This is a genomic window from Catenuloplanes japonicus, from assembly GCF_000717135.1.
Lineage (GTDB): Bacteria > Actinomycetota > Actinomycetes > Mycobacteriales > Micromonosporaceae > Catenuloplanes > Catenuloplanes japonicus.
The window spans coordinates 77,569-98,820 of record NZ_JNXY01000022.1 but is presented as its reverse complement, the minus strand read 5'-3'; the positions used below and the strand labels follow the sequence as shown (position 1 = coordinate 98,820).

The 21,252-nt window shown below is 71.1% G+C and carries 18 protein-coding genes, 1 tRNA gene and 1 pseudogene; 10 read left to right on the top strand and 10 right to left on the bottom strand.

Features of this window, described 5'->3' with window-relative positions; translation table 11 throughout:
• The first annotated feature begins 163 nt into the window (after positions 1-163).
• The 8 genes from OP04_RS28250 to OP04_RS28215 all read left to right on the top strand — a co-directional run bounded on the left by OP04_RS28250 (position 164) and on the right by OP04_RS28215 (position 7,985).
• A complete protein-coding gene (locus OP04_RS28250) occupies positions 164-1,411 on the top strand; it encodes a glutamate-5-semialdehyde dehydrogenase (RefSeq protein ID WP_033342896.1) in 1,248 nt (415 codons plus the stop codon).
• A 30-nt stretch (positions 1,412-1,441) separates the two neighbouring features.
• The gene (locus OP04_RS28245) at positions 1,442-2,896 is read left to right on the top strand and encodes a pyridoxal phosphate-dependent decarboxylase family protein (protein WP_033342895.1); all 1,455 of its coding nucleotides are present in this window, start codon (positions 1,442-1,444) and stop codon (positions 2,894-2,896) included.
• A 170-nt stretch (positions 2,897-3,066) separates the two neighbouring features.
• Positions 3,067-3,915: a siderophore-interacting protein gene (locus OP04_RS28240; RefSeq protein WP_033342894.1), complete on the top strand. Its 849-nt coding sequence runs from the start codon at positions 3,067-3,069 to the stop codon at positions 3,913-3,915.
• Between the two features lie 9 nt (positions 3,916-3,924).
• A complete protein-coding gene (locus OP04_RS28235) occupies positions 3,925-4,452 on the top strand; it encodes an NADH-quinone oxidoreductase subunit B (RefSeq protein WP_033342893.1) in 528 nt (175 codons plus the stop codon).
• A gap of 47 nt (positions 4,453-4,499) precedes the next feature.
• Complete coding sequence (locus tag OP04_RS28230; protein WP_033342892.1) at positions 4,500-5,798, top strand: DUF2252 domain-containing protein; 1,299 nt, start codon at positions 4,500-4,502, stop codon at positions 5,796-5,798.
• Positions 5,799-5,808: 10 nt separating this feature from the next.
• Positions 5,809-6,291, top strand: a complete 483-nt coding sequence (locus tag OP04_RS28225; protein WP_033342891.1) for a GNAT family N-acetyltransferase — start codon at positions 5,809-5,811, stop codon at positions 6,289-6,291.
• Between the two features lie 33 nt (positions 6,292-6,324).
• Positions 6,325-7,020, top strand: a complete 696-nt coding sequence (locus OP04_RS28220) for an NADH-quinone oxidoreductase subunit C (protein ID WP_033342890.1) — start codon at positions 6,325-6,327, stop codon at positions 7,018-7,020.
• Complete coding sequence (locus OP04_RS28215; RefSeq protein ID WP_033342889.1) at positions 7,020-7,985, top strand: complex I subunit 1/NuoH family protein; 966 nt, start codon at positions 7,020-7,022, stop codon at positions 7,983-7,985. Before OP04_RS28220 ends, OP04_RS28215 begins: the two co-directional genes overlap by 1 nt.
• 120 nt (positions 7,986-8,105) lie before the next feature.
• On the opposite strand, the gene OP04_RS28210 is transcribed toward OP04_RS28215, so the two are convergent.
• From OP04_RS28210 to OP04_RS28195, 4 genes are all read right to left on the bottom strand, one after another.
• Positions 8,106-8,828: a helix-turn-helix domain-containing protein gene (locus OP04_RS28210; protein WP_033342888.1), complete on the bottom strand. Its 723-nt coding sequence runs from the start codon at positions 8,826-8,828 to the stop codon at positions 8,106-8,108.
• A gap of 16 nt (positions 8,829-8,844) precedes the next feature.
• Positions 8,845-10,293, bottom strand: coding sequence for an alpha/beta hydrolase (locus OP04_RS28205; RefSeq protein ID WP_033342887.1), 1,449 nt, complete (start codon positions 10,291-10,293; stop codon positions 8,845-8,847).
• A gap of 144 nt (positions 10,294-10,437) precedes the next feature.
• Complete coding sequence (locus OP04_RS51185; protein WP_063746701.1) at positions 10,438-11,880, bottom strand: MrcB family domain-containing protein; 1,443 nt, start codon at positions 11,878-11,880, stop codon at positions 10,438-10,440.
• Between the two features lie 190 nt (positions 11,881-12,070).
• Positions 12,071-12,154: transfer RNA gene (locus OP04_RS28195), tRNA-Tyr, on the bottom strand.
• Positions 12,155-12,312: 158 nt separating this feature from the next.
• On the opposite strand from OP04_RS28195, the gene OP04_RS28190 reads away from it, so the two are divergent.
• Both OP04_RS28190 and htpX read left to right on the top strand, forming a co-directional pair.
• The gene (locus OP04_RS28190; protein WP_033342886.1) at positions 12,313-12,807 is read left to right on the top strand and encodes a YajQ family cyclic di-GMP-binding protein; all 495 of its coding nucleotides are present in this window, start codon (positions 12,313-12,315) and stop codon (positions 12,805-12,807) included.
• A gap of 439 nt (positions 12,808-13,246) precedes the next feature.
• Positions 13,247-14,110 carry a zinc metalloprotease HtpX gene (gene htpX / locus OP04_RS28185; protein WP_033342885.1) on the top strand — a complete coding sequence of 288 codons (864 nt, stop codon included), beginning with the start codon at positions 13,247-13,249 and terminating at the stop codon, positions 14,108-14,110.
• Between the two features lie 357 nt (positions 14,111-14,467).
• On the opposite strand, the gene OP04_RS52080 is transcribed toward htpX, so the two are convergent.
• From OP04_RS52080 to OP04_RS28155, 6 genes and pseudogenes are all read right to left on the bottom strand, one after another.
• The gene (locus tag OP04_RS52080; protein ID WP_035086829.1) at positions 14,468-16,030 is read right to left on the bottom strand and encodes an NADH-quinone oxidoreductase subunit N; all 1,563 of its coding nucleotides are present in this window, start codon (positions 16,028-16,030) and stop codon (positions 14,468-14,470) included.
• Positions 16,031-16,070: 40 nt separating this feature from the next.
• Positions 16,071-17,738: a complex I subunit 4 family protein gene (locus tag OP04_RS28175; protein ID WP_033342884.1), complete on the bottom strand. Its 1,668-nt coding sequence runs from the start codon at positions 17,736-17,738 to the stop codon at positions 16,071-16,073.
• 208 nt (positions 17,739-17,946) lie between these two features.
• Entirely contained in the window at positions 17,947-19,935 is a 1,989-nt protein-coding gene (locus OP04_RS28170) for an NADH-quinone oxidoreductase subunit 5 family protein (RefSeq protein WP_033342883.1), read from the bottom strand.
• Positions 19,935-20,225 carry an NADH-quinone oxidoreductase subunit NuoK gene (nuoK, locus tag OP04_RS28165; protein WP_051799215.1) on the bottom strand — a complete coding sequence of 97 codons (291 nt, stop codon included), beginning with the start codon at positions 20,223-20,225 and terminating at the stop codon, positions 19,935-19,937. The genes OP04_RS28170 and nuoK overlap by 1 nt, the downstream gene beginning before the upstream one ends.
• A gap of 11 nt (positions 20,226-20,236) precedes the next feature.
• Positions 20,237-20,716: pseudogene (locus OP04_RS28160) on the bottom strand (NADH-quinone oxidoreductase subunit J family protein); the annotation flags it as partial.
• Complete coding sequence (locus tag OP04_RS28155) at positions 20,713-21,228, bottom strand: NuoI/complex I 23 kDa subunit family protein (protein ID WP_033342944.1); 516 nt, start codon at positions 21,226-21,228, stop codon at positions 20,713-20,715. The gene OP04_RS28155 and the pseudogene OP04_RS28160, both read right to left, overlap by 4 nt.
• Positions 21,229-21,252 lie beyond the last annotated feature (24 nt).

The following is a 21,252-nucleotide window of genomic DNA, read 5'->3' as shown; positions in this document are numbered from 1 at the left end:
CTGGAGCGGATTCCGGCGGTGGAGCGCGGGCGGGGCTGTCGCGTGAGCGGGCTCGGGGTCTGGGGTCGTCCCCAGGTTGGTTCCAGCGCCCGCGGGAGCAGCGCTGCCGGGCCGCGCCGGAGGCGGGAAGAAAGATTTCAGGTTTTCGAGAAGGGGTTCTGTGATGTCGACCGTGAACGAGCAGGCGGGACGGGCGCGGGCGGCTGCTGCGGCGCTGGCCACGGCGTCGCGCAAGGTGAAGGATGCGGCGCTCGTCGCGATGGCGGATGCGCTGGTGGCGCGCGCCGGCGAGATCGTCGCGGCGAATGTGAAGGATGTCGAGGCGGGGCGTGCGGCCGGCCTCAGCGACGCGATCATCGATCGGCTTGCGCTGGACGGGAAGCGCGTCGAGGGGATGGCGGCCGGGCTGCGGCAGATGGCGGGGCTGCCGGATCCGGTCGGTGAGGTGGTGCGCGGGTCCACGTTGCCGAACGGGCTGGAGCTGCGGCAGATCCGGGTGCCGTTCGGCGTGGTCGGCATCATCTACGAGGGGCGGCCGAACGTGACCGCGGACGCCGCGGGCATCTGCCTGAAGTCGGGGAACGCGGCGCTGCTGCGCGGGTCCGGCTCGGCGGCGCACTCGAACGCCGCGATCGTGGCGGTGCTGCGGGACGCGGTCGAGTCGCAGGGGCTGCCGGCGGACGCGGTGCAGCTGCTGGACTCCGCCACCCGCGACTCCGTGAAGGCGCTGATGCGGGCGCGCGGCCTGGTCGATGTGCTGATCCCGCGCGGTGGCGCCTCGCTGATCAAGGCCGTGGTCGAGGAGTCCACGGTGCCGGTGATCGAGACCGGCGTCGGCAACTGCCACGTCTACGTGGACAAGCACGCGGACCTGGCCAAGGCGCTCGCGATCACGCTGAACTCGAAGACCCAGCGGCTCTCCACCTGCAACACGGCCGAGTCGCTGCTGGTGCACGCGGACGTGGCGGACGCGTTCCTGCCGTCCGTGCTGGCCGCGTTCGCGGAGGCGGGCGTGACCGTGCACGGCGACGACCGGACCTGCTCCTACGACTCGCGGGCGGTGAAAGCGACCGAGGAGGACTTCGCCACCGAGTACCTGTCCGCGGACATCTCGGTGGCCGTGGTCGACTCGCTGGACGCCGCGATCGCGCACATCGCGCGCTACTCCACCGGCCACACCGAGGCGATCGTGACGGACTCCGTGGTCGCGTCGCGGGAGTTCACCGCGCGGGTCGACGCGGCGGCCATCATGATCAACGCCTCCACCCGGTTCACGGACGGCGGCGAGTTCGGGTTCGGCGCGGAGATCGGCATCTCCACCCAGAAGCTGCACGCGCGCGGCCCGATGGGGCTGCCGGAGCTGACGTCGACCAAGTATGTCGTCACCGGCGATGCGCATTTGCGCTCCTGATGGGCAGGGTGCGTCTGCGAAGCTGATCGCGTGGTGATCGAAGCATTGCCGGAGGAGGGCGTCCCGGCCGCCGAGATTCTCGCCGAGCTGGGCGCGTTGCGGGACGCCGACCTGCCGACGCACGGCGGCCGGCTCTTCGCCTACGTCTACGACCCGGCGGTCGAGGGCCTGGACGCGCTGACCGCGAGCGCGCACGCGCTGGCCGCGCACGTCAACGGCCTCGACCCGACCGCGTTCCCGTCGCTGCTGGCCACGGAGAACGCGCTGGTCGGCGCCGCCGCGCGGCTGCTCGGCGGCGGGCCGGACACGGTCGGCACGGTCACCGGCGGCGGCACCGAGTCGCTGATCCTGGCCGTGAAGGCGGCCCGCGACGCGCACCCGGAGATCGCCGCGCCCCGGCTGGTGATCCCGGAGACCGCGCACGCCGCGTTCCTGAAGGCGGCGCACTACCTGCGGGTCGAGGTGGACCGCGTGCCGGTCGACCCGGTCACGCTGAAGGCCTCGCCCAAGAAGATCAAGGCGGCGGTCACGAAGGACACCGTGCTGGTCGCCTGCTCCGCGCCCTCCTACGCGCACGGCGTGATCGACCCGGTGGAGGAGATCGCCGCCGTCGCGGCGGAGGCCGGCGTGCGCTGCCACGTGGACGCCTGCTTCGGCGGCTGGACGCTGCCCTACCTGCGGCGGCTCGGCCTGCCGATCCCCGCGTTCGACCTGGCAGTGCCGGGCGTCACGTCGATCTCGGTGGACCTGCACAAGTACGCGTACGCGCCGAAGGGCGTCTCCGTGCTGCTGCACGCGTCCGCGGCGCTGCGCCGCCCGCAGTACTTCGCGTCCGCGGACTGGCCCGGCTACACCATGCTCAACCCGGGAATCGCGTCCACGCGGTCCGGCGGCCCGATCGCGGCCGCCTACGCCACGCTGCGGCACCTCGGCGAGTCGGGCTACCGGCGGCTGGCGGCCCGTACGCTCGGCGCGGTCCGGGCGCTGGCCGAGGCGGTCCGGTCCGTGGACGGCCTGCGGCTGCTGGTCCCGCCGGAGACCACCGTGGTGTGCCTGACCTCGGACGATGCCGGGCTGGACGTGTTCGTGCTGGCGGAGGCGCTGGCAGCGCGCGGGTGGCACACGCAGCCGCAGCTGGCGTACGGCGACATCCCGCCGACCATCCACCTGACCGTCACCGCCGCGGTGGCCGCCACGGCCGCGGACTTCGCGCCCGCGCTCACCGACGCCGTGGCCGCGGCCCGCGCACGCGGCCCGGTCGTGCTCCCGGACGAGCTGGTCGCGCTGACCCGTACGCTGACGCCGGACGCGCTGACCCCGGAGCTGGTCGCGGGCCTGGCCGAGTCGCTGGGCGTGGCCGGTGGGGGCGTGCCGGGCGCGACCGTGAACGCGTTGCTGAACGTGGCGCCACCGCGACTCCGGGAACAGTTCCTGATCGAATTCCTCGGTCTGTTGCAGCGCCCATCCGTACCCCCGCGGAATTGATCTTGCCTTTGTGACGTGTATTGCGGGCGAGGCGGGGAACCAGGGCCTGACCAGGGAACACGGGTGGGGAACCGGTGTGCGGAAAATTGCGCCGGTCAGAGGTAGCCAAGCAAGGGCGCCTTGTGGTTAGGCTAGCCTTAGTTAGCCATCTTTTATTTGGGAGGACCGGAATGCCTGGACCCCGGCGCACGCCCCAGGCGCGGACCGCGACCGTGACCCGCACCGAGCGGATCACCCCGCACATGATCCGTGTCTGGCTGACCGGCGACGAACTCGCCGGCTTCGGGGCGGGCGAGTTCTCCGACCACTACGTGAAGCTCTGCTTCCCCCAGGCCGGTGTGGAATATCCCGAGCCGCTCGACATGGGCGCCGTCCGGCAGACCATGCCGCGCGAGCTGTGGCCGCGGGTGCGGACCTACACGGTCCGGTCGTGGAATCCGGAGACGCTCGAGCTGGCCATCGACTTCGTGCACCACGGAGACGAGGGCATCGCGGGCCCGTGGGCCGACGCGGCCCGGCCCGGCGACACGCTCACCATGCTCGGCCCCGGCGGCGGCTACCTGCCCGACCCGGCCGCGGGCTGGCACCTGCTGATCGGCGACGAGAGCGCGCTGCCGGCCATCGGCGCGTCGCTGGAGCGCATTCCGCTCGGCGCCCAGGCCCGCGTGTTCATCGAGGTCAGCGGCCCCGAAGAGGAGCAGAAGCTGGCCACGGACTCGCTCGCCGAGATCGTCTGGATCCACCGCGGCGAGGCCGTCGTCGGCGAGAAGCTGCTGGAGGCCGTGCGTGCGGCCGTCCCGGCCTTCCCTGCCGGTGAGCTGCAGGCGTTCGTGCACGGCGAGGCCACGTTCGTGAAGGAGTTCCGCCGGCTGCTCAAGGTGGAGCTGGGCGTGCCGATGGAGCGCCTCTCCATCTCCGGCTACTGGCGCCGCGGCACCGACGAGGACGGCTGGCAGTCGTCCAAGGCTGAGTGGAACCGGCGCGTCGAGGAGGAGGAAGCGGCGGTCGTCGCGGGCTAGAGTGCCAGTGTGGCCGGTCTTCCGCAGGTTCTCGGCGAGCCCATCAAGTTCGTGCTGAACTGGGGGCGGCGTTACTCGCTCTGGGTGTTCAACTTCGGCCTGGCCTGCTGCGCCATCGAGTTCATCGCGGCCAGCATGGGCCGGCACGACTTCATGCGGCTCGGCGTCATCCCGTTCGCGCACAGCCCGAGACAGGCCGACCTGATGGTCGTCTCGGGCACGGTCACGGACAAGATGGCGCCCGCGATCAAGCGCCTCTACGACCAGATGCCCGAGCCGAAGTACGTGATCTCGTTCGGCTCCTGCTCCAACTGCGGCGGGCCGTACTGGGACTCCTACTCCGTCACCAAGGGCGTCGACCAGCTCATCCCGGTCGACGTCTACGTGCCCGGCTGCCCGCCCCGGCCCGAGGCGCTGCTGCACGCGATCCTCCGCCTCCAGGAGAAGATCGCGGCCGAGGAGTCCGGCCTCGGCGGCGTCTCCCGCCCCGACCCGCGCGCACTCACCGCCCCGATCGTGGCGCCCCCACAGCAATAGCGAGCATTACAGCTTGTAGTTGGCGCGGCGGGGATAGCCTCGCGACCATGGGAAGTGAGCAGCGTGCGAGTCATATCGTCGACGTTCTGATGCGGGAGTTCGGCGAGCTGATCGCCATCGACCCGGCCGCGTTCCGCCGCAAGTTCCGGAAGATGGCGGCGTCGCCGTTCGCGTTCTACCGGGGCAGCGCCTCGCTGTTCTACGCGGACATGACCGGGGACTTCGCGGACGACCGGTTCCTGAACGACCGGACCAGCCGGGTGTGGATACACGGTGACCTGCACGCGGAGAACTTCGGGACGTACATGAACTCCTCCGGCGAGCTGGTCTTCAACGTCAACGACTTCGACGAGGCGTACGTGGGGCCGTTCTCCTGGGACCTCAAGCGCTTCTCCGCCAGCGTCGCGCTCCTCGGGTACGCCAAGGCGCTCTCCGACGACGTGATCGGCGACCTGGTCACGGTGTTCGCGCGGGCGTACCTGACCGAGCTCCGGGCCATCGCGCACGGCGGCGACGACGCGATCGGCTCGATCACGCTGTCCAACGCGACCGGCGTGCTGCTCAAGGTGCTGCAGCAGGCCCGGCTCAACACGCGCGTCGACCTGCTCGCGGAGCAGACCACGATCGACAACTACGAGCGGCGGTTCACGCTCGCGGACGGCGTCTACGAGATCGACGACGAGGCGCGGGCGACGGTCACCGCGGCCTTCGAGAAATACCTGACCACCCTCCCGAAGCAGCCCACGGTGGCGCAGCACATCAAGGACATCGTGCTGCGCAAGGGCGTGGGGATCGGGTCGGCGGGGCTGCCGTCGTACAACATCCTGCTGGAGGGCCACACGCAGGCGCTGGAGAACGACGTCGTCATCTACATGAAGCAGGCGCAGGTCCCGGCCGTCGCGCGGCACATCGACGACGCGAACGTGCGCGGCTACTTCCGGCACCAGGGGCACCGGACCTCCGAGTCGCAGCGCGCGCTCCAGGCGCACGCGGACCCGTGGCTGGGCTTCACCGAGATCGACGGCGTGGGCCAGCTGGTGGCCGAGGTCTCGCCGTACGCCGCGGACCTCGACTGGTCCGACGTCAACGAGCACGACGAGCTGACCGGCGTGGTCGCGGACCTGGGCCGGGCCGTGGCGCGCATGCACTCGGTCGCGGACGACGAGTCCGCCCACGACCTGGTCGACTTCTCCACCGAGGAGTCGATCGTCGAGGAGGTCGACCGGGACGAGGCCGGCTTCATCCGCCACCTGGTCGAGTTCGCCCACGCGTACGGCGACCGCGCCCGCGAGGACCACCAGGAATTCGTCGACCTCTTCCGCAACGGCAAACTCCCTGGTCTGTAGCCTTCGAGACATGTCCGATGTGGTGATCCGGGGGCCGCTCCCCGGCGAGCTCGGCTGGATCGTGCAGCGGCACGGCGCGGTCTACGCGACGGAGCACGGCTTCGACGACACGTTCGAGGCCTGGGTGGCCCGGATCATCGCGGACTACGCGACCGCGCACGATCCGGCACGCGAGGCGGTGTGGATCGCGGAGGTGGACGGCGCGCCCGCCGGGTCGATCATGTGTGTGCGGGCCGACGACACCACGGCCAAGCTGCGCGTGCTGCTCGTCGAGTCGTCCGCGCGCGGGCTCGGCGTCGGCGGACGGCTGGTCGGCGAATGCCTTCGGTTCGCGCGCGCGGCCGGCTACACCCGGATGGTGCTCGGCACGTACAGCGCGATGGAGGCGGCCCGCCGCATCTACACGCGGGCCGGGTTCGTGCTGGACTCCGCCGCGCCGGTCCGGGCCCACGGCCGCGACCTCGTTGAGGAAACCTGGTCGCTGACGCTCTGACGCGTACCCCCGGAATCTCTAGGATCTGTCCTTATGACGCCCGAAGAGGTCGGTACCCGGCTGGTCAGTCAGCTCAGCGGCGACGACGTGCAGGCGAGCGTGTCCGCGGGCGGTGACGGGTTCGCGCGCGCCACCGTGGACGTGCCGCCCGGCCGCTGGTGGGCCGCGATGCAGGCCGCACAGACCCAGGCCGGGCTGGCCTGCGACTTCTTCGACTGGCTCTCCGCGGTGGACGAGCTCGACGGTGGGTTCGCGGTCGTCGCGCACCTGTGGTCGACGCGCCGCCGCGAGGGCGTGCTGATCCGCACGCGGGTGCCGCGCGACGCGCCGGAGCTGGAGTCGATCGTCGGGCTCTACCCGGGCGCGGCGTGGCACGAGCGCGAGACGTTCGAGATGTTCGGGATCGGGTTCACCGGGCACGACGACCTGAAACCGCTGCTGCTGCCGCCGGAGTTCGAGGGGCATCCGCTGCGGAAGGACTTCGTGCTGGCGTCCCGGGTGGCGAAGCCGTGGCCGGGCGCGAAGGAACCGGGCGAGGCCGCGGCCGGGACCGGGAAGCGTGCGCCGGCGCGGCCGCCGGGCGTGCCGGACCCGAACGAGTGGGGGCCGCAGGCGGGGCAGGCGCCGGCTCCGCGCGTGGAACGGCCGGCGCGGCCACCTCGCCCCGCCCCGGGCGCCACCGGCACCATGCCGGTGCCCGAGCCCGAGCCCGATGGGGACGGTGCCTGATGCCGCTCTGGCTGGAACTCCTCGTCCGCATCGTGGCCGTCGCCGTCGCGTTCCTCACGCTGCCGCTCATCGTCGGGCAGGTCGAGCACAAGGTCATGGCGCACATGCAGGGCCGGCTCGGTCCGATGTACGCCGGCGCGTTCCACGGCTGGGCGCAGCTCGTCGCGGACGGCGTCAAGTTCGTGCAGAAGGAGGACGTCACGCCGCGCGCCGCCGACGGCCCGGTCTTCAAACTTGCGCCGATCATCGCACTTCTGCCGTACCTCCTGGTGCTCCTGGTCATCCCGATCGGCCCCGGGGACAACCTGGTCGCGCAGCCGCTCGACATCGGCCTGTTCTTCGTGCTCGCCGTGGTCGGCGTCGGCGTGGTCGCGGTCCTGATGTCCGCCTGGGCCTCCGCCAACAAGTACGCGCTGCTCGGCGGCCTGCGCGGCGCCGCCCAGCTGCTCGGATACGAGCTCCCGCTGGTCCTGTCCGCCGCCAGCGTGGCCATGGCCGCCGGCACGCTCTCGCTGCCCGGCATCGTCGAGGCCTGGCGTCCCTGGTGGCTGCTCTGGCAGGCGCCCGCGCTCGCGGTCTTCTTCATCGCCGCGCTCGCCGAGATCCGCCGCCCGCCGTTCGACATGCCGATCGCCGACTCCGAGCTGGTCTTCGGCTACCTGACCGAATACACCGGTCTGCGGTTCGCGTTCTTCCTGCTCGCCGAGTACGTCGGTATCGTCGTCATCTCCGCGCTCACCACCGTGCTCTTCCTCGGCGGCTGGCACGGCCCGTTCGCGGACGACACGCTCGGCTGGCTCTGGACGCTGATCAAGGTTTTCGCGGTCGCGTTCGTCATCATCTGGCTCCGCGTCTCCTACCCCCGCCTGCGCGAGGACCAGCTGCAACGCCTCTGCTGGCTGATCCTGGTGCCGGTCTCACTGGGGCAGTTGGTGCTGACGGCGGCGGTCAGGCTGGTTCTCTGAACACCCATCAAGATCAAATTCATCTTCCCGCTTACGCCGTGGTCCGGCAGCGTTGCTCCCGCGGGCACCGGTCGTCGCCGGCGCTCCTTCCTGCCGGTGCCGCGGGTGGTCGCGTCCAGATCACAGACCCAGAAGGGCGTTCGCGCGCTGGAGCACGTCGATCTGGGCGGCGTTGTGCAGCTCCGCGATGCCCTGCAGCAGGACCGACCAGGCGCGCGGCTCGACCGTACCCGCGACGACCTGGTCCGTGAATTCCTGCAAACGGGGTTCCTGCAGCTCGCGGCGCATCTCCGGGGCATATCGCTCGGCCAGGCTCTGCCGTTCCTCGTCGGTGGAGTCATCGGTCAGCGCGTCGAACTCCAGCCCGGCCGCGGAGCGCGGCGTCGTGTGCTGCCGCCGCAGCACGTCCATCAGCGCCGGGTCGAAGATCCGCGACGACAGCAGCAGGAACGCGCGGTCCGCCTCGGACAGGTCACCCGCGATCGCGGCGAACCCCGGCGGCAGCTCCGCGAGCCTGCGATGCTGCAGGATCGCGGCCAGATCCTCCCGGATGCGCTGCTGACGCGCGATGCTGTCGGCCAGCTCGGCGTCGAGGGCGCGGAGGATCTCCTCCGCGCCCTCGTCCGACTCCTCCATGGCGGCGATGTCGGCCAGCGGCATGCCCAGGTCGGCCAGGCGGCGGATCCGCAGCAGCCGGACCAGGTGCGCGATCCGGTACCGCTTGTACCCGTTCGGCGCGCGCTCCGGCTCGTCCAGCAGCCCGACCCGATGGTAGTGCCGCACCGTCTTCAACGTCGTGCCGGCGATCTCCGCCAGCTCACGCGTGCTCCAGCCGACCGTCATGGATTCATTGTCGCTTTCAGGCCCGACAGGTCGTGTCCTCGGCCGGCAGCACGCCGTCGACCAGGTAGGACGTGGTGAGGTTGAGCGCGCAGGCGTTCCCGCCGAGCACGTAGACGCCGTGGCCGCTGCCCTCCGCCGTCACCAGCCGGGCCCGGTCGCCGAACTTCTCGCGCAGCAGCTTCCCGCCCGCGTACGGCGTGACCGGGTCGTACCGGTTCTGCAGGATCAGCACCTCCGGCCCGTCCTTGGTGATCTTCGCCGGCGGTTCGTACGGCTCGTACGCCCAGAACGCGCACGGGATGATGTTGGCCGCCGCCGCGCCGAACAGCGGATGACGCTTCCGATCCTCCGCGACCGCCCGCCGGTAGGTGTCGACGTCCTCGGGCCAGTCGATGTCATTGCAGGTGACGGCGAGATAGACGGTCAGCGCGTTGTCGGCGGGGTTGGGTGCCTGTTCTTTCTTCCGGGGTGCTGCGCTCGTCGCGTTCAGGTACATCTGCCAGTACCCGGCCGTCCGCCCGTAGCTGCCCTCGTTGTAGAGCGTGAAGAACGTCAGGAACCGGAACATCGCCCCGTCCGTCCCGTCCGCCGCCGGCGTCCGGTCCAACTTCTCCGCGATCGTGAAGTAGGTCTTCCGCACCTGCTCCGGCGTCCGACCCAGCCCGTACGACTCGTGCCGCCGGGCCGCCCACCCGGCGAAGCCGGGGAACGTGTCCTCGACCCCCTCGGCGTACCGCCGCAGCCCGTCCCGGTCCAGATGCGTGTCACCCACGTTGCTGTCCACCACGACCCGGTCCGCGGTCTCCGGGAACATCGACACGTACGCCGCCCCCAGCGCCGACCCGTACGACGCGCCGTAGAAGGACGCCTTCTCCTCCCCGAGCGCCACCCGGATCCGGTCCAGGTCCCGCGCCATGTTCGCCGTCGTCAGGTGCTGCAGCCGCCCGTCCGTGTTGCTGGCCGCACACCGCTGCGCGACCTCCTCCACGATCCCCGCCTGCCGGACCACCGCCGCGTCGTCCACCGCGTACGGCGGCACGTTCGCCCAGTACGCATCGTCCGTCGTGAACCCGCACCCCACCGGCGTCGAATGCCCCACCCCGCGCGTATCCATCCCGATCAGGTCATAGGCGTCCCGCACGCTCGCCGGCAACCCTTTCCCGACCAGGAACGCCCCCTGATCCAGCCCCGTCCCACCCGGCCCGCCCGGATTCAGCAGCAGCACCCCGCGCCGCTTCTCCGGCTTCGCACTGGCCAGCCGCGACACCATGATCTCGATCTGCGCCTTATCGGGTTCCCGGTAGTCCAGCGGCACCTCGACGGTTGCGCACTGCACCCCCAGCGCCGCGTCCACGACGACATCCGCCGGACAGGCTCCCCACGCCGTCTCCTCCCGCGCCACCGCCGGCACCCCCGAGACCAGCACCCCCGCCAGCCCCAGCACCACACTCCGCTTCCAGTCCACGCCCCAGCCTCCCGTCTTTCGTCCGTTTTCTCCGCTCCCACCCCATGCGACCCCATGCCCTTAGGGCACAGTCAAGCCCTGCGGTTACGGGCGTCGATAACGAGAAGCCCCCGATCCGCGTGTTGTGGATCGAGGGCTGGTGCACTACCTGGTGTCAGAGGGGGTTGGTAGCCGGTAGGCGTACTCCGTCGGCGTCAGTGCCTCCGCGGCGATCGTCCAAGGCCAGAAAACCTGTCGCCGCCCTCCGGAACATCGCGGGACATCTTCCCGCTCCACCGCGATATGGGTGACCACGAACAGCGCGTGCTGAGCGGGGCAGTCGTTCTCTGGCTGGTTGTGGCGTACCTCGTTCGGCGTCAGCACCACCTCCTCGCCGGCGGTCTGGGTGCCCTTCACCTCGACATGCAGTTCGCCGTGCTCGGGGTGCCCGCACTCCAGGTCATATCCGCGCTTGAGGTGACCGACGCGCGTCACCTCCCATCCGCGGCCGCGCCAGTACGCCTCGGCCTGGTCCTCGGCGAACTTCTCGATGGCGGTCCGTGTCGCCGCGTCGAGCTGGCGACCCTGGCGGTTGCCGCCCCCACGTGGCGGGTTCCCGGCCGCCGGCTGTCGTGGATCTCCGGTCGGCTGAGCGTCCTTACCGGTCGGGGGCGGGTTGCCGTAGAGCCGGCTCAACAGGGGCAGCATCGCCGACAGGTCCGCGAGGAGCCGTGCGTCGTCGGGGATTGTTCCGGCGAGGTACTCAAGCGACCAGACGTTGGCGTGTTGATAGTTCCTGATCCGCCTGAGACTCTCCGCGCCGACCGGCTGACTCGGGCCGTGCAGGTCAATCGCGATGTGCCCGGCCGCCACCACGCCGAGGTCCATGTCGTCCAGGCTGCGGCGGGCCTGTGCCGCCTTGCCCTCCAGACGCCGGGCATCATTGACCGGGCGCATTTTGCCGGCCCGGAACTCGCTTGTCCCCTGATTGAGTGACAGGTAGACCCGGCTCCCGTCCGCGGCGAACAGGTACACCAGGTAGAAGCCTTCGGTGGCATGGGGCGAGTGATCGGGCGAGGAGATCCGGATCCAGGGCACCGGGCTGTAGTCCGCGCGCCGCCCGCCAACTTCGGTCCGCCAGTACAGGTCGGGCTTGTCCAGCGGCCCCGTCAGTGCCGACAGGGACTCACGGATCACCTCGGCGCAGTCCCGGGCAGCCGCCGTCCGGGCCGTCATCGCCGGGGTGTCTGTGCTGCTGTAGGCCGACGCGGCCTGGAGTACACGCTCCAAGGACGCGCTGAGGCGTCCATCACCGAGGTCCGTCAGATCGCTGGAGCGCTGAACGACCTCAAACCCAAGCCGCTCGAGTAGCCGTACCACGCTCTGCACGCCGCCGGTGAACTCCCCGGACCGGAGGGCGACACCGGTGGCATAGCGATGCGCCACCCCGACGATCGCCTTCGAGTCGTAGCGGCGGCCGTCATGCAGCAGCTCGTATTCCCGCGCCTCACCGAAGCCGTACTTGTGGAGAAATGTCCGTCTGCCACCGTCGTCGTACTCCTTGATGGCAGCCAGAACAGCGTCGCGGGTTACCTCGACCAGGGTCACCAGGACAGCCTAGAAACACCCTCCGACAAGAAAGCCGTGCCGCAGGGCCAGCCGGCTCTGTAGTGCTCGAAGCCCGCGCCCGGCAGAAATCATGACGCACCTGTATTTTTTTTTAGGCCAGATCTACCGAACGCCACAAGAGAAAAGCCCCCGACCTACGTTTCCGCAGTTCGAGGGCTTCGCTACTGCCTGGTGGCGGGTAGAGGATTCGAACCTCTGTAGCTTTCGCGACGGATTTACAGTCCGCTCCCATTGGCCGCTCGGGCAACCCGCCAAGGCGTGCCACCGCGTGGTGACGCGCTGGCGGAAGCCAGAATAGCCGTAGCCCTCGGGGGGCTTGCAACCGGGTACGGTCGGCAGGTGGGCGGGGCCGGAAGCGGGCCCGACCGAGACATCTTCATACGTCCCAGCAGGAACAGCAGGAGCAGAGGCATGGCAGCCAACCCGTCGTTCGACATCGTCAGCAAGGTGGAGCACCAGGAGGTGGACAACGCACTCCGTCAGACCGAGAAGGAGCTGGGTACGCGGTTCGACTTCCGGGGCACGGGGGCGGAGATCGCCTGGGTCGGCGAGGAGGGCATCACGCTCACGGCGGAGACCGAGGCCCGGGTGAGTGCGGCCCTGGAGGTCTTCAAGGAGAAGCTGATCAAGCGGAACATCTCGCTGAAGTCGCTGGACGCCGGTGAGCCGCGGCAGTCGGGCAAGACGCACAAGATCGACTGCAAGATCATTCAGGGCATCGAGTCGGACAAGGCGAAGCAGATCAGCAAGAAGATCCGCGACGAGGGCCCGAAGGGCGTCCAGGCGCAGATCCAGGGCGACTCGCTGCGGGTCACCGGCAAGAAGAAGGACGATCTGCAGGCCGTGATCACGCTGCTCAAGGGCGAGGACTTCGGCGTGGCGCTGCAGTTCACGAACTACCGCTAGATCTCGCCCCGCGAGTCTGCCGCCGATCCCAAGGCGCGAATAGTGGAATAGGCCGAAATTTCGGGCGCGGAGCGCCCAACCGACGAGCTGCGCGGGCCACCCGGCCCGCGCAGCTCGCGCCTCCCGCGCAGCTCGCCCACCACCAATGGGCACCGCACCCCACCCACGCACCGAAGATCCGTGCGGGTGTTCCGGGACCGGCGGCGCAACCGGCTCGGAGCGGCGAGCGGAGCGCCGGCGGAGCACGTCGCGGAGTTCGCCCGCGGGAGCAAACGGGCTGGACCGCGCTGGAAGCGGGAAGATCAAGGGTTTGACCTTGAGGTTTTCAGCGTGTGCTGAGTGAGTGCTCAGTGATGTCACAGGTGGGCGCGGATGATTCGGGGAAGGGAGCGTGTTTGACCTTCTGTGGGCCGCGAGCCCACTCGATGAAGGAGTCACCGTGCACAGCCACCACAACGGTCTCAAGACGGCCGCCCTTCTGGGCCTGCTCACGGCCATGATCCTGGGCGTGGGGTACTGGTTCGGCGGCAGTACCGGACTGGTCGTCGCCGTCCTGCTCTCGCTCGGGATGAACGCGGCCGGCTATTTCTGGAGCGACCGGATCGCGCTCCGCTCGATGAACGCGCGGCCGGTCGGCGAGGCGGAGTTCCCGGCGCTCTACCGGATGGTCCGGGAGTTGTCGGTCGAGGCGGGGCAGCCGATGCCGCGGCTCTACGTGAGCCCGGCCATGCAGCCGAACGCGTTCGCGACCGGCCGGAACCCGCAGCACGCGGCCGTGGCGGTCACGGTCGGGATCACCCGGCTGCTCGACTACCGCGAGCTGCGCGCCGTGATCGGCCACGAGCTCTCGCACGTCTACAACCGCGACATCCTGATCTCCAGCGTCGCTGCCGGGCTCGCCGGAATTATCACGATGCTGGCGAACCTGGCGCTGTTCCTGCCGCTGGGCGGCGGGGACGACGATGACGCGCCCAACCCCGCGGTACTGCTGCTCATGCTCATCCTCGGCCCGATCGCGGCGAGCGTGGTGCAGCTGGCGATCAGCCGGAACCGCGAGTTCGAGGCGGACGCGTCCGGCGCGCGACTGACCCGTGATCCGCTGGCGCTGGCCGAGGCACTACGCAAGATCTCCTACGGCGCACAGCGCGTGCCGCTGCCGGCGGACGCGAAGGTCGCGTCGTCCGCGCACCTCATGATCGCGAACCCGCTGAGCGGTGGCGGACTGTCCGCACTCTTCTCGACGCACCCGCCGATGGCGGAGCGGGTCCGGCGGCTCGAGGAGATGGCCGCCCGCGCGTACTGATCTTTCCTCTCGCGGCCCCCGCCTTCCCCGTGGCGGGGGCCGCTTCACGTCCGCACGCCCCTGACCTGAACGAACGCCGCCCTGCAGGCAGAGAGGCACAAGATCAAGATCCAGTTCATCTTCCCGCTTCCAGCGTGGTGCGGCCCGCATGCTCCCGCGGGCAAACCTCCGGCTACCCGAAGACTCCGCTGGCGCTCCGCTTCGGTCCGCCGATCGGAGCCGGTTCCGCCATGGTTACCGAGAACCAGGACGCTTCCGCTTCGCGGATCGCCGCCGGTTTCGCTGTCGTCACCGAAAGTCAGGATGCTTTCGCTTCGTGATCCGGGGCGCCCCGATCACCGGCAGGTGCCGGGAACGCTAGAGCGCGGTCAGTCGCAGCAGCGGTTCCGGAGCGAAGCCGAGCACCACGGCCAGCACCGTCGCCGCCACCAGGACCGTGCCGACCGGCCAGGGCACGTGTGTCCAGCCGGTGCCGGCCGAACCGTCCCGCGTCGGCGGGCCGTAGAGCAGTGCGACGACGCGCACGTAGTACGCCAGGCCGATGACGGCGTTCAGGGCGACGATCAGGGCCAGCCAGCTCGCGCCGCCGTCGACCAGCGCACGGACCACGGTCACCTTCGCGAACAGTCCGGCCAGCGCGGGCGGCAGTCCGGCCAGGCCGATCAGCGCGAACGCCAGCATGCCGCCGACCCACGGCGCCCGCCGTGCCACGCCCCGGTAGTCGGCCAGCTCGCCGCCGTCCGCGGCGACCGGGCGCAGTGCCACCACGGCGGCGAACGCGGCCAGCTCCAGCAGCACGAAGAACGCGGCGTAGGCGAGCGTGGCGGCGACCAGCGGGTCCCGGGGTGAGGACGTGAACGCGGACGCGCCGAGCGGGGCCAGGATGTAGCCGGCCTGGGCCACGGACGACCAGGCCAGCAGCCGGACGGTACGGGTCTGCCGCAGCGCCACCACGTTGCCGACCGTCATGGTCAGCACCGCGAGCACGGCCAGCACCCCGCTCGTCTCCCCGGCCGGCAGCACGTCGTGCACGACCGCGAGCAGCGCCACCACGCCGCCGAGCTTGGACGCGGTGGAGAGGTAGGCGGCGACCGGGAGCGGCGCGCCGTCGTAGGTGGCCGGGGCCCACGCGTGGAACGGCACGGCCGCGACCTTGAACGCGAGCCCGCCGACCAGCAGCGCGCACCCCGCCCCGATCAGCGGCGCGAGGTTGCCGGCGGCACCGCCCTGGTCGAGCACGCCCGCCAGCGCGGTCAGGTGAAGCGCGCCGGTGGCGGCGTAGAGGAGCGCGGCGCCGAGCAGCGTCACCGAGGTCGCCACCACGCTGACCACGAAGAACGTCACCGCGGACTCCGCACCGGTGCGCTCCATCCGCACCTGCTCGGCCGCGACGTCCTGCTCCGCGTGCAGCCGGACGTCGCCGTCCTCCGGGGGCGGCTCGGGGTAGCGCGGCGCGCCCACGCCGGTGAAGACCGCGCGCGGCGAGGCGACGCGGCGCAGCCCGACCAGCAGGTAGAGCGGCAGCGTCAGCGTCTCCAGCGCCACGATCAGCGTGATCAGGTCGCCGGCCGCGCCGAGCACCACGCCGCCGGTCATCGAGCAGGCGAGCAGGAAGCAGTACTCCCCGGCCGGGACCGCGCCCGCGTGCAGCATCGGCGCGGAGAGTGCCAGCACGGCCAGCGCGAGCAGCGCGAACAGCACGGCGACCAGCGCGGACCGGTCGGTGGCCAGGTACGAGCAGGCGTCCCCGGCGCAGAACGACCGGCGGTCCGGGCCCGCACCGACGAGCACGGCCGCGACCGCGGTGAGCACGGCACCGCCCGCGGTGGCCACGACGACCGCGCGCGGGCCGGCGAACAGGTCGGTGAGCAGCACGATCACGGCGAACGCGGCGGCGACGTACGCCGGGAGCAGCGCCATCTGGTCAATGATCACGGACGCACCCCGGTCCGGTCGATGATCACGGGCGCACCATCTCCAGGAGGTCGTTGATCGGGGCGTCGGTGCCGGACAGCACCAGCGCGGGCCACACGCCGAGCAGCAGCGCCAGGATCACCAGCGGCGACCAGGCCAGCAGCTCGGCCGCGGTCGGCCAGCCGGGCACCAGCCGCTCCGGCAGCCCGGCCACCGCCGGCTTCTCCGCGCCGCTGTCGGAACCCGCACCGGACCCGGGCTGAGAAGCCGTCACTGCCGCGGACAGCGCCCCTGCCACCGACCACGACGGCACCAGCAGCGACACCGCCGGGCTCGCCGGCCCGTGCGTCACCCGCCGCAGCAATCGCAGCAGGTAGGCCGCGGTCAGCGCCCCGCCGAACGCGGCCAGCGCGCCCAGCGTGGTCCACAGCCCGCCCCCGCGCTGCACGGACGCGACCACCGCGAACGCCTCACCCCAGAACCCGGCCAGACCGGGCAGCCCGAGCGACGCGATCGCGGCGAAGCCGAGCAGACCGGCCAGCCGGGGCGCGTTCTCCCGGAGCCCGCCGAGTTCGTCCAGGCTGCCGGTGTGCGCACGGTCCTTCACGGCGCCGGCCAGGAAGAACAGGAGTCCGGTGATGACGCCGTGCGCGATGTTGCCGAGCAGCGCGGCCTGGATGCCGGTCGCGGTCATCGTGGCGATGCCGAGCAGGACGAAGCCCATGTGGCCGACGGAGGAGTACGCGATCAGCCGCTTCAGCTCGGTCTGGGCCAGGCAGACCAGCGAGCCGATCAGGATCGCGGCGACGGCCAGCACGCCGAGCGCGCCGGACAGCACCTCCGCCCCCTGCGGCGCCGCGCCGAGACCGACCCTGACCAGCCCGTACGTGCCCATCTTGAGCAGTACGCCGGCCAGGATCACGCTGCCCACGGTCGGGGCCTGGGTGTGCGCGTCCGGCAGCCAGGTGTGCAGCGGCCAGAGCGGGCTCTTCACCGCGAACGCGACCAGGAGCAGCGTGAACGCGAAAACCTGGGTGCCGCGGTCGAGCCGCGGGAACCCGATCATGGACGACGTGCCGGCCGCGGTCACCAGCACCAGCACGCCGACCAGCAGCAGCACGGAGCCGAAGAGCGTGTAGAGCGCGAACTTCCGCGCGGCCGCCCGTTGCGGCTCCCGCTCGGCGGAGTCCGGGCCGTAGTGGGTGCCGCCCCAGACCGCGATCACCGCGTACATCGGGAGCAGCACGACCTCGAAGAACACGAAGAACAGCACCAGATCGAACGCGAGGAACGTGCCGAGGATCCCGAACTCGATCACCAGCAGCAGCGCGCTCAGCAGTCGTCCTGGCCCGCCCGGCGGCACCCGCCAGATCGTGTAACCGCAGCACAACAACGTCAAGAGCGAGGTCAGGACCACCAGTGGGTACGAGATGGAGTCCACACCCAGCTGAAAGCGCAGATCCAGCGCGGGCACCCACGGCAGGTCCAGCAGCGCCCACGGCCCGGCCACCGGCGGACCGTCGCCGAACCAGCCGGACTCCGCGGTCCCCCAGCGCAGCGGCACGGCCACGACCAGCGTCAACGCGGCGATCACGGTGGCGAGCACGCGGGCCTGCCGGTCGCGGGCGGCCGGCAGCAGCGCGACCGCGAGCGCGCCGAGCACGGGCAGCGCGAGCACGGCGACGAGCAGCGCGGAGGAGAGATCGGCGCTCATGCCACACCACCGCGGATCGCGGAGAACAGGTCAGCACGCGTGCCGCACGGCCGGGAGAAGGGGGCGGCACGCGTGCCGCACCTGCTGCAGATCCCGGAGGAGAGGTCAGGGTGGCGAGGACGACCGCCCGGGTCGCGGTGACGCCGATCGCGAGTACGCGCGGTGCGCCGCCAGGGACCGAGTGGCGGGCGGAGGGGAGATCGGGAGATCATGCGGCACCGCCCAGGATCGCGGCCGCGAGGCCGAGCAGGAGCGCGCCGGCCAGGAGTGCGGTCGCGGCGCGCGGGAGTGGGGCGCGGTGGGCGCGGGCGAGCAGCGCGCCGAGTCCGGTGGCGCCGCGCCCGGTGCCCTCCACCGCGCCGTCCACCACCGACTCGTCGAGGCGGCGCACGGCCGCGGCGATCGCGCGGACGGGGCGTACCGTCAAATGATCTTGAATTTGATCTAGATAGAACGCGTTGGCCAGCAGTGGGCGGAACCGGCCGAGCGCGCCCGCCGGGTCCGAATCCGGCCGGCGCCGCCACAGCCACCAGGCCGGCACCGCGCCCGCGACCAGCAGCGCGATCGCCAGGATCAAGGACAGCGACACGTGCGGCGCCGCGAGCGCGAGGTCCGCCCGCGCGTCCGGCAGCAGCGCGACCAGGCCCAGCAGCGCGCTCGGCACCGCCAGCGCCATCACCGGCCAGTGCATCAACGCGGGCGGATCGAGCGGGCGCGGCGCGGGAAGCTCCGACTGCGTGTCCGGTTCGTCCGCGACTGCGGTCTTGGCCAGCGCCTTCGCCCTGCGCGCGGCCTCCAGCTCCAGGTAGGTGGGCTTGCCGACGAACGCGGGACCGACCGGCGCGGGCTTCTCCGGCACGGCATCCGGCTCGTGCGCGCGGACCGCCGGGACCGGGCCGAAGAACACGCGCAGCAGCAGACGCGTCGAGTACCAGGCGGTCAGCGCCACGCCGAGCAGCGCCGCGACCCAGACGACCAGCGCGATCCAGGACGGCACCTGCCCGTGCCCGTCGCGTGCCTCGGCCGCGGCCGCGATCACGCCCTCCTTGCTCCAGAAACCGGACAGCGGCGGCAGACCGGCCAGCGCGCCCAGGCCGATCACGGTGCACCAGAAGACGTCCGGCATGTTCCGCCGCAGGCCGCCCATCCGCGACATCAGGTTGCTGCCGACCGCGTGGATCACACAGCCGGCGGCCAGGAAGAGCAGCGCCTTGAACGCGGCGTGCGTGAGCAGGTGGAAGATCGCGGCGCCGGGCGCGCCGATCGCCAGCGCGGCCGCCATGTAGCCGATCTGCGACACGGTCGACCAGGCCAGCACGCGCTTGATGTCGTCCTGCGCGGTCGCGGCCAGCGCGCCGAGCAGCAGCGTCACGGCCGCGACCAGGCCCAGCACGCTCAGCGCGAGCGGCGACTGCACGAACACCGGGTAGAGGCGAGCCACCACGTAGATGCCGGACGCCACCATGGTCGCGGCGTGGATCAGCGCGGAGACCGGCGTCGGACCGGCCATCGCGTCCGGCAGCCAGGTGTGCAGCGGGAACTGCGCGCTCTTGCCCGCGACCCCGGCCAGCAGAAGCAGTGCGATCCAGGAGGGGTACGACCCGGCGAGCACCGTCCCGATCTCGAACGAACCGGCGTGCACGGCCAGGAACGCGATGCCGAGCAGGAAGCCCACGTCGCCGGCGCGGGTGACCAGGAACGCCTTCACCGCGGCGGCCGGCGCCTCGGGAAGCGAGCGGTCGTGCCCGATCAGCAGGTACGAGCAGGCGCCCATCACCTCCCAGCCGATCAGCAGCAGGATCAGGTCGTCCGCGCACACCACCAGCAGCATCGCGGCCGTGAACAGGCTGACCTGGGCAGCGTACGGCGCGTACCGCTCGTCGCGGTGCAGGTAGCCGACCGAGTAGACCTGCACGGCCAGCGCCACCGCGGTCACGGCCACGGCCACCTGGATCGCGGTCAGATCCGCGCGCAGGCCCAGCGTCACGGTCAGGTCGCCGAAGCTGATCCACGTGGTCCCCACCGAGATCGGCCGGCTCGTGGTGGCCAGCAGCGTGAGCGCACAGAGCAGCGAGATCGCGGCCGCGGCGATGCCGAACGCGGCGGCCGGGAAGCGTGCTTTGCTGGTCGACGGCAGCAGCAGTCCGCCCAGCCCGACCAGCAGCGGGGCCGCGATCATGAACGTGACCAGCGCCATCAGCTCTTCTCCGCCAGGTCGATCTCGTCCACCGCGACCGACGTTTTCACGCGGTAGAGCTGCAGGATCAGCGCCAGTCCCACGCCGACCTCGGCCGCGGCCAGCACGATCACGAACAGCGCGAACGTCTGGCCGTGGGTGCCTCCGGCTGTGATCAGGACCAGGTTGACCGCGTTCAGCATCAGCTCGACGGCCATCAGCAGCAGGATCGCGTTGCGACGGCGGAGCACACCGAAGACGCCCAGGCCGAACAGGAGGGCGGCGATCACGTACGGAATCGTGGGGTGCATCAGCGCTGCCCCCGGCTTACCACGATCGCGCCGACCAGCGCGGACAGCAGCAGGATCGACAGCACCTCGAACGGCAGCACCCAGGTCCGGAAGACGGCCTCGCCGATCAGCTCCGCGGTGCCCGGGGGCCCCTGTGCGACTTCTACCCAGCGATACGCGTCGGCCAGCAGCACCGCCAGGCCCACTCCCGCGCCGCCGCCGATGATCGCGGCCGGCCAGGCGGGACGGTTCAGATCCTCGGAGCGGCCGATCGGCGCGCGCGTCAGCATCACGGCGAAGAGCAGCAGCACCACGACCGCGCCCACGTAGATCAGCACCTGCACCCAGGCGACCAGCTCGGCCGCGAGCACCAGGTAGAGCCCGGCGACCGCGCCCAGGCAGACCACCAGGTAGAGGCCGGCCCGCACCAGATGATCGGTCAGCACCACCAGCGCGCCCGAGCCCACCGCGACCGCGCCGAGCGCGAGCAGCAGCACGTCCGCCCCGGTCACGCCCCGGCCTTCTTCGCGACGGTCGACTCCTCCTTGGACGGCTCGCCGTTCGGATCGTGCGCGGGCGGCGGCGGGACCGTCTCCATCCACTCGCCGAGCCGGCCCTTGTCGTGCAGCAGATCCTTGAGGTCGTACTCGGCGTACTCGAACTCGGGCGTCCAGTGCAGCGCGTCGAACGGGCACACCTCGATGCAGATCCCGCAGTACATGCACAGCGAGAAGTCGATGTCGAACCGGTCCAGCACGTTCCGCTGCCGGGGCCGGGCCGCGCCCGGCACCACCACCTCCTCCTTGTGCGAATCGATGTAGATGCACCAGTCAGGACACTCCCGAGCGCACAGCATGCAGACCGTGCAGTTCTCCTCCAGGAGCGCGATCACCCCCCGCGACCTGGGCGGCAGCTCCGGCGGCACATCCGGGTACTGCTGCGTCGTCGCGCGTCGGGTCATCGTCTTGAGGGTGACGGCAAGCCCCTTCGCCAACCCCTCACCGGGCACAGCCATGCCCGTCATCCTGCCCTCTCCACCGTCCTCATG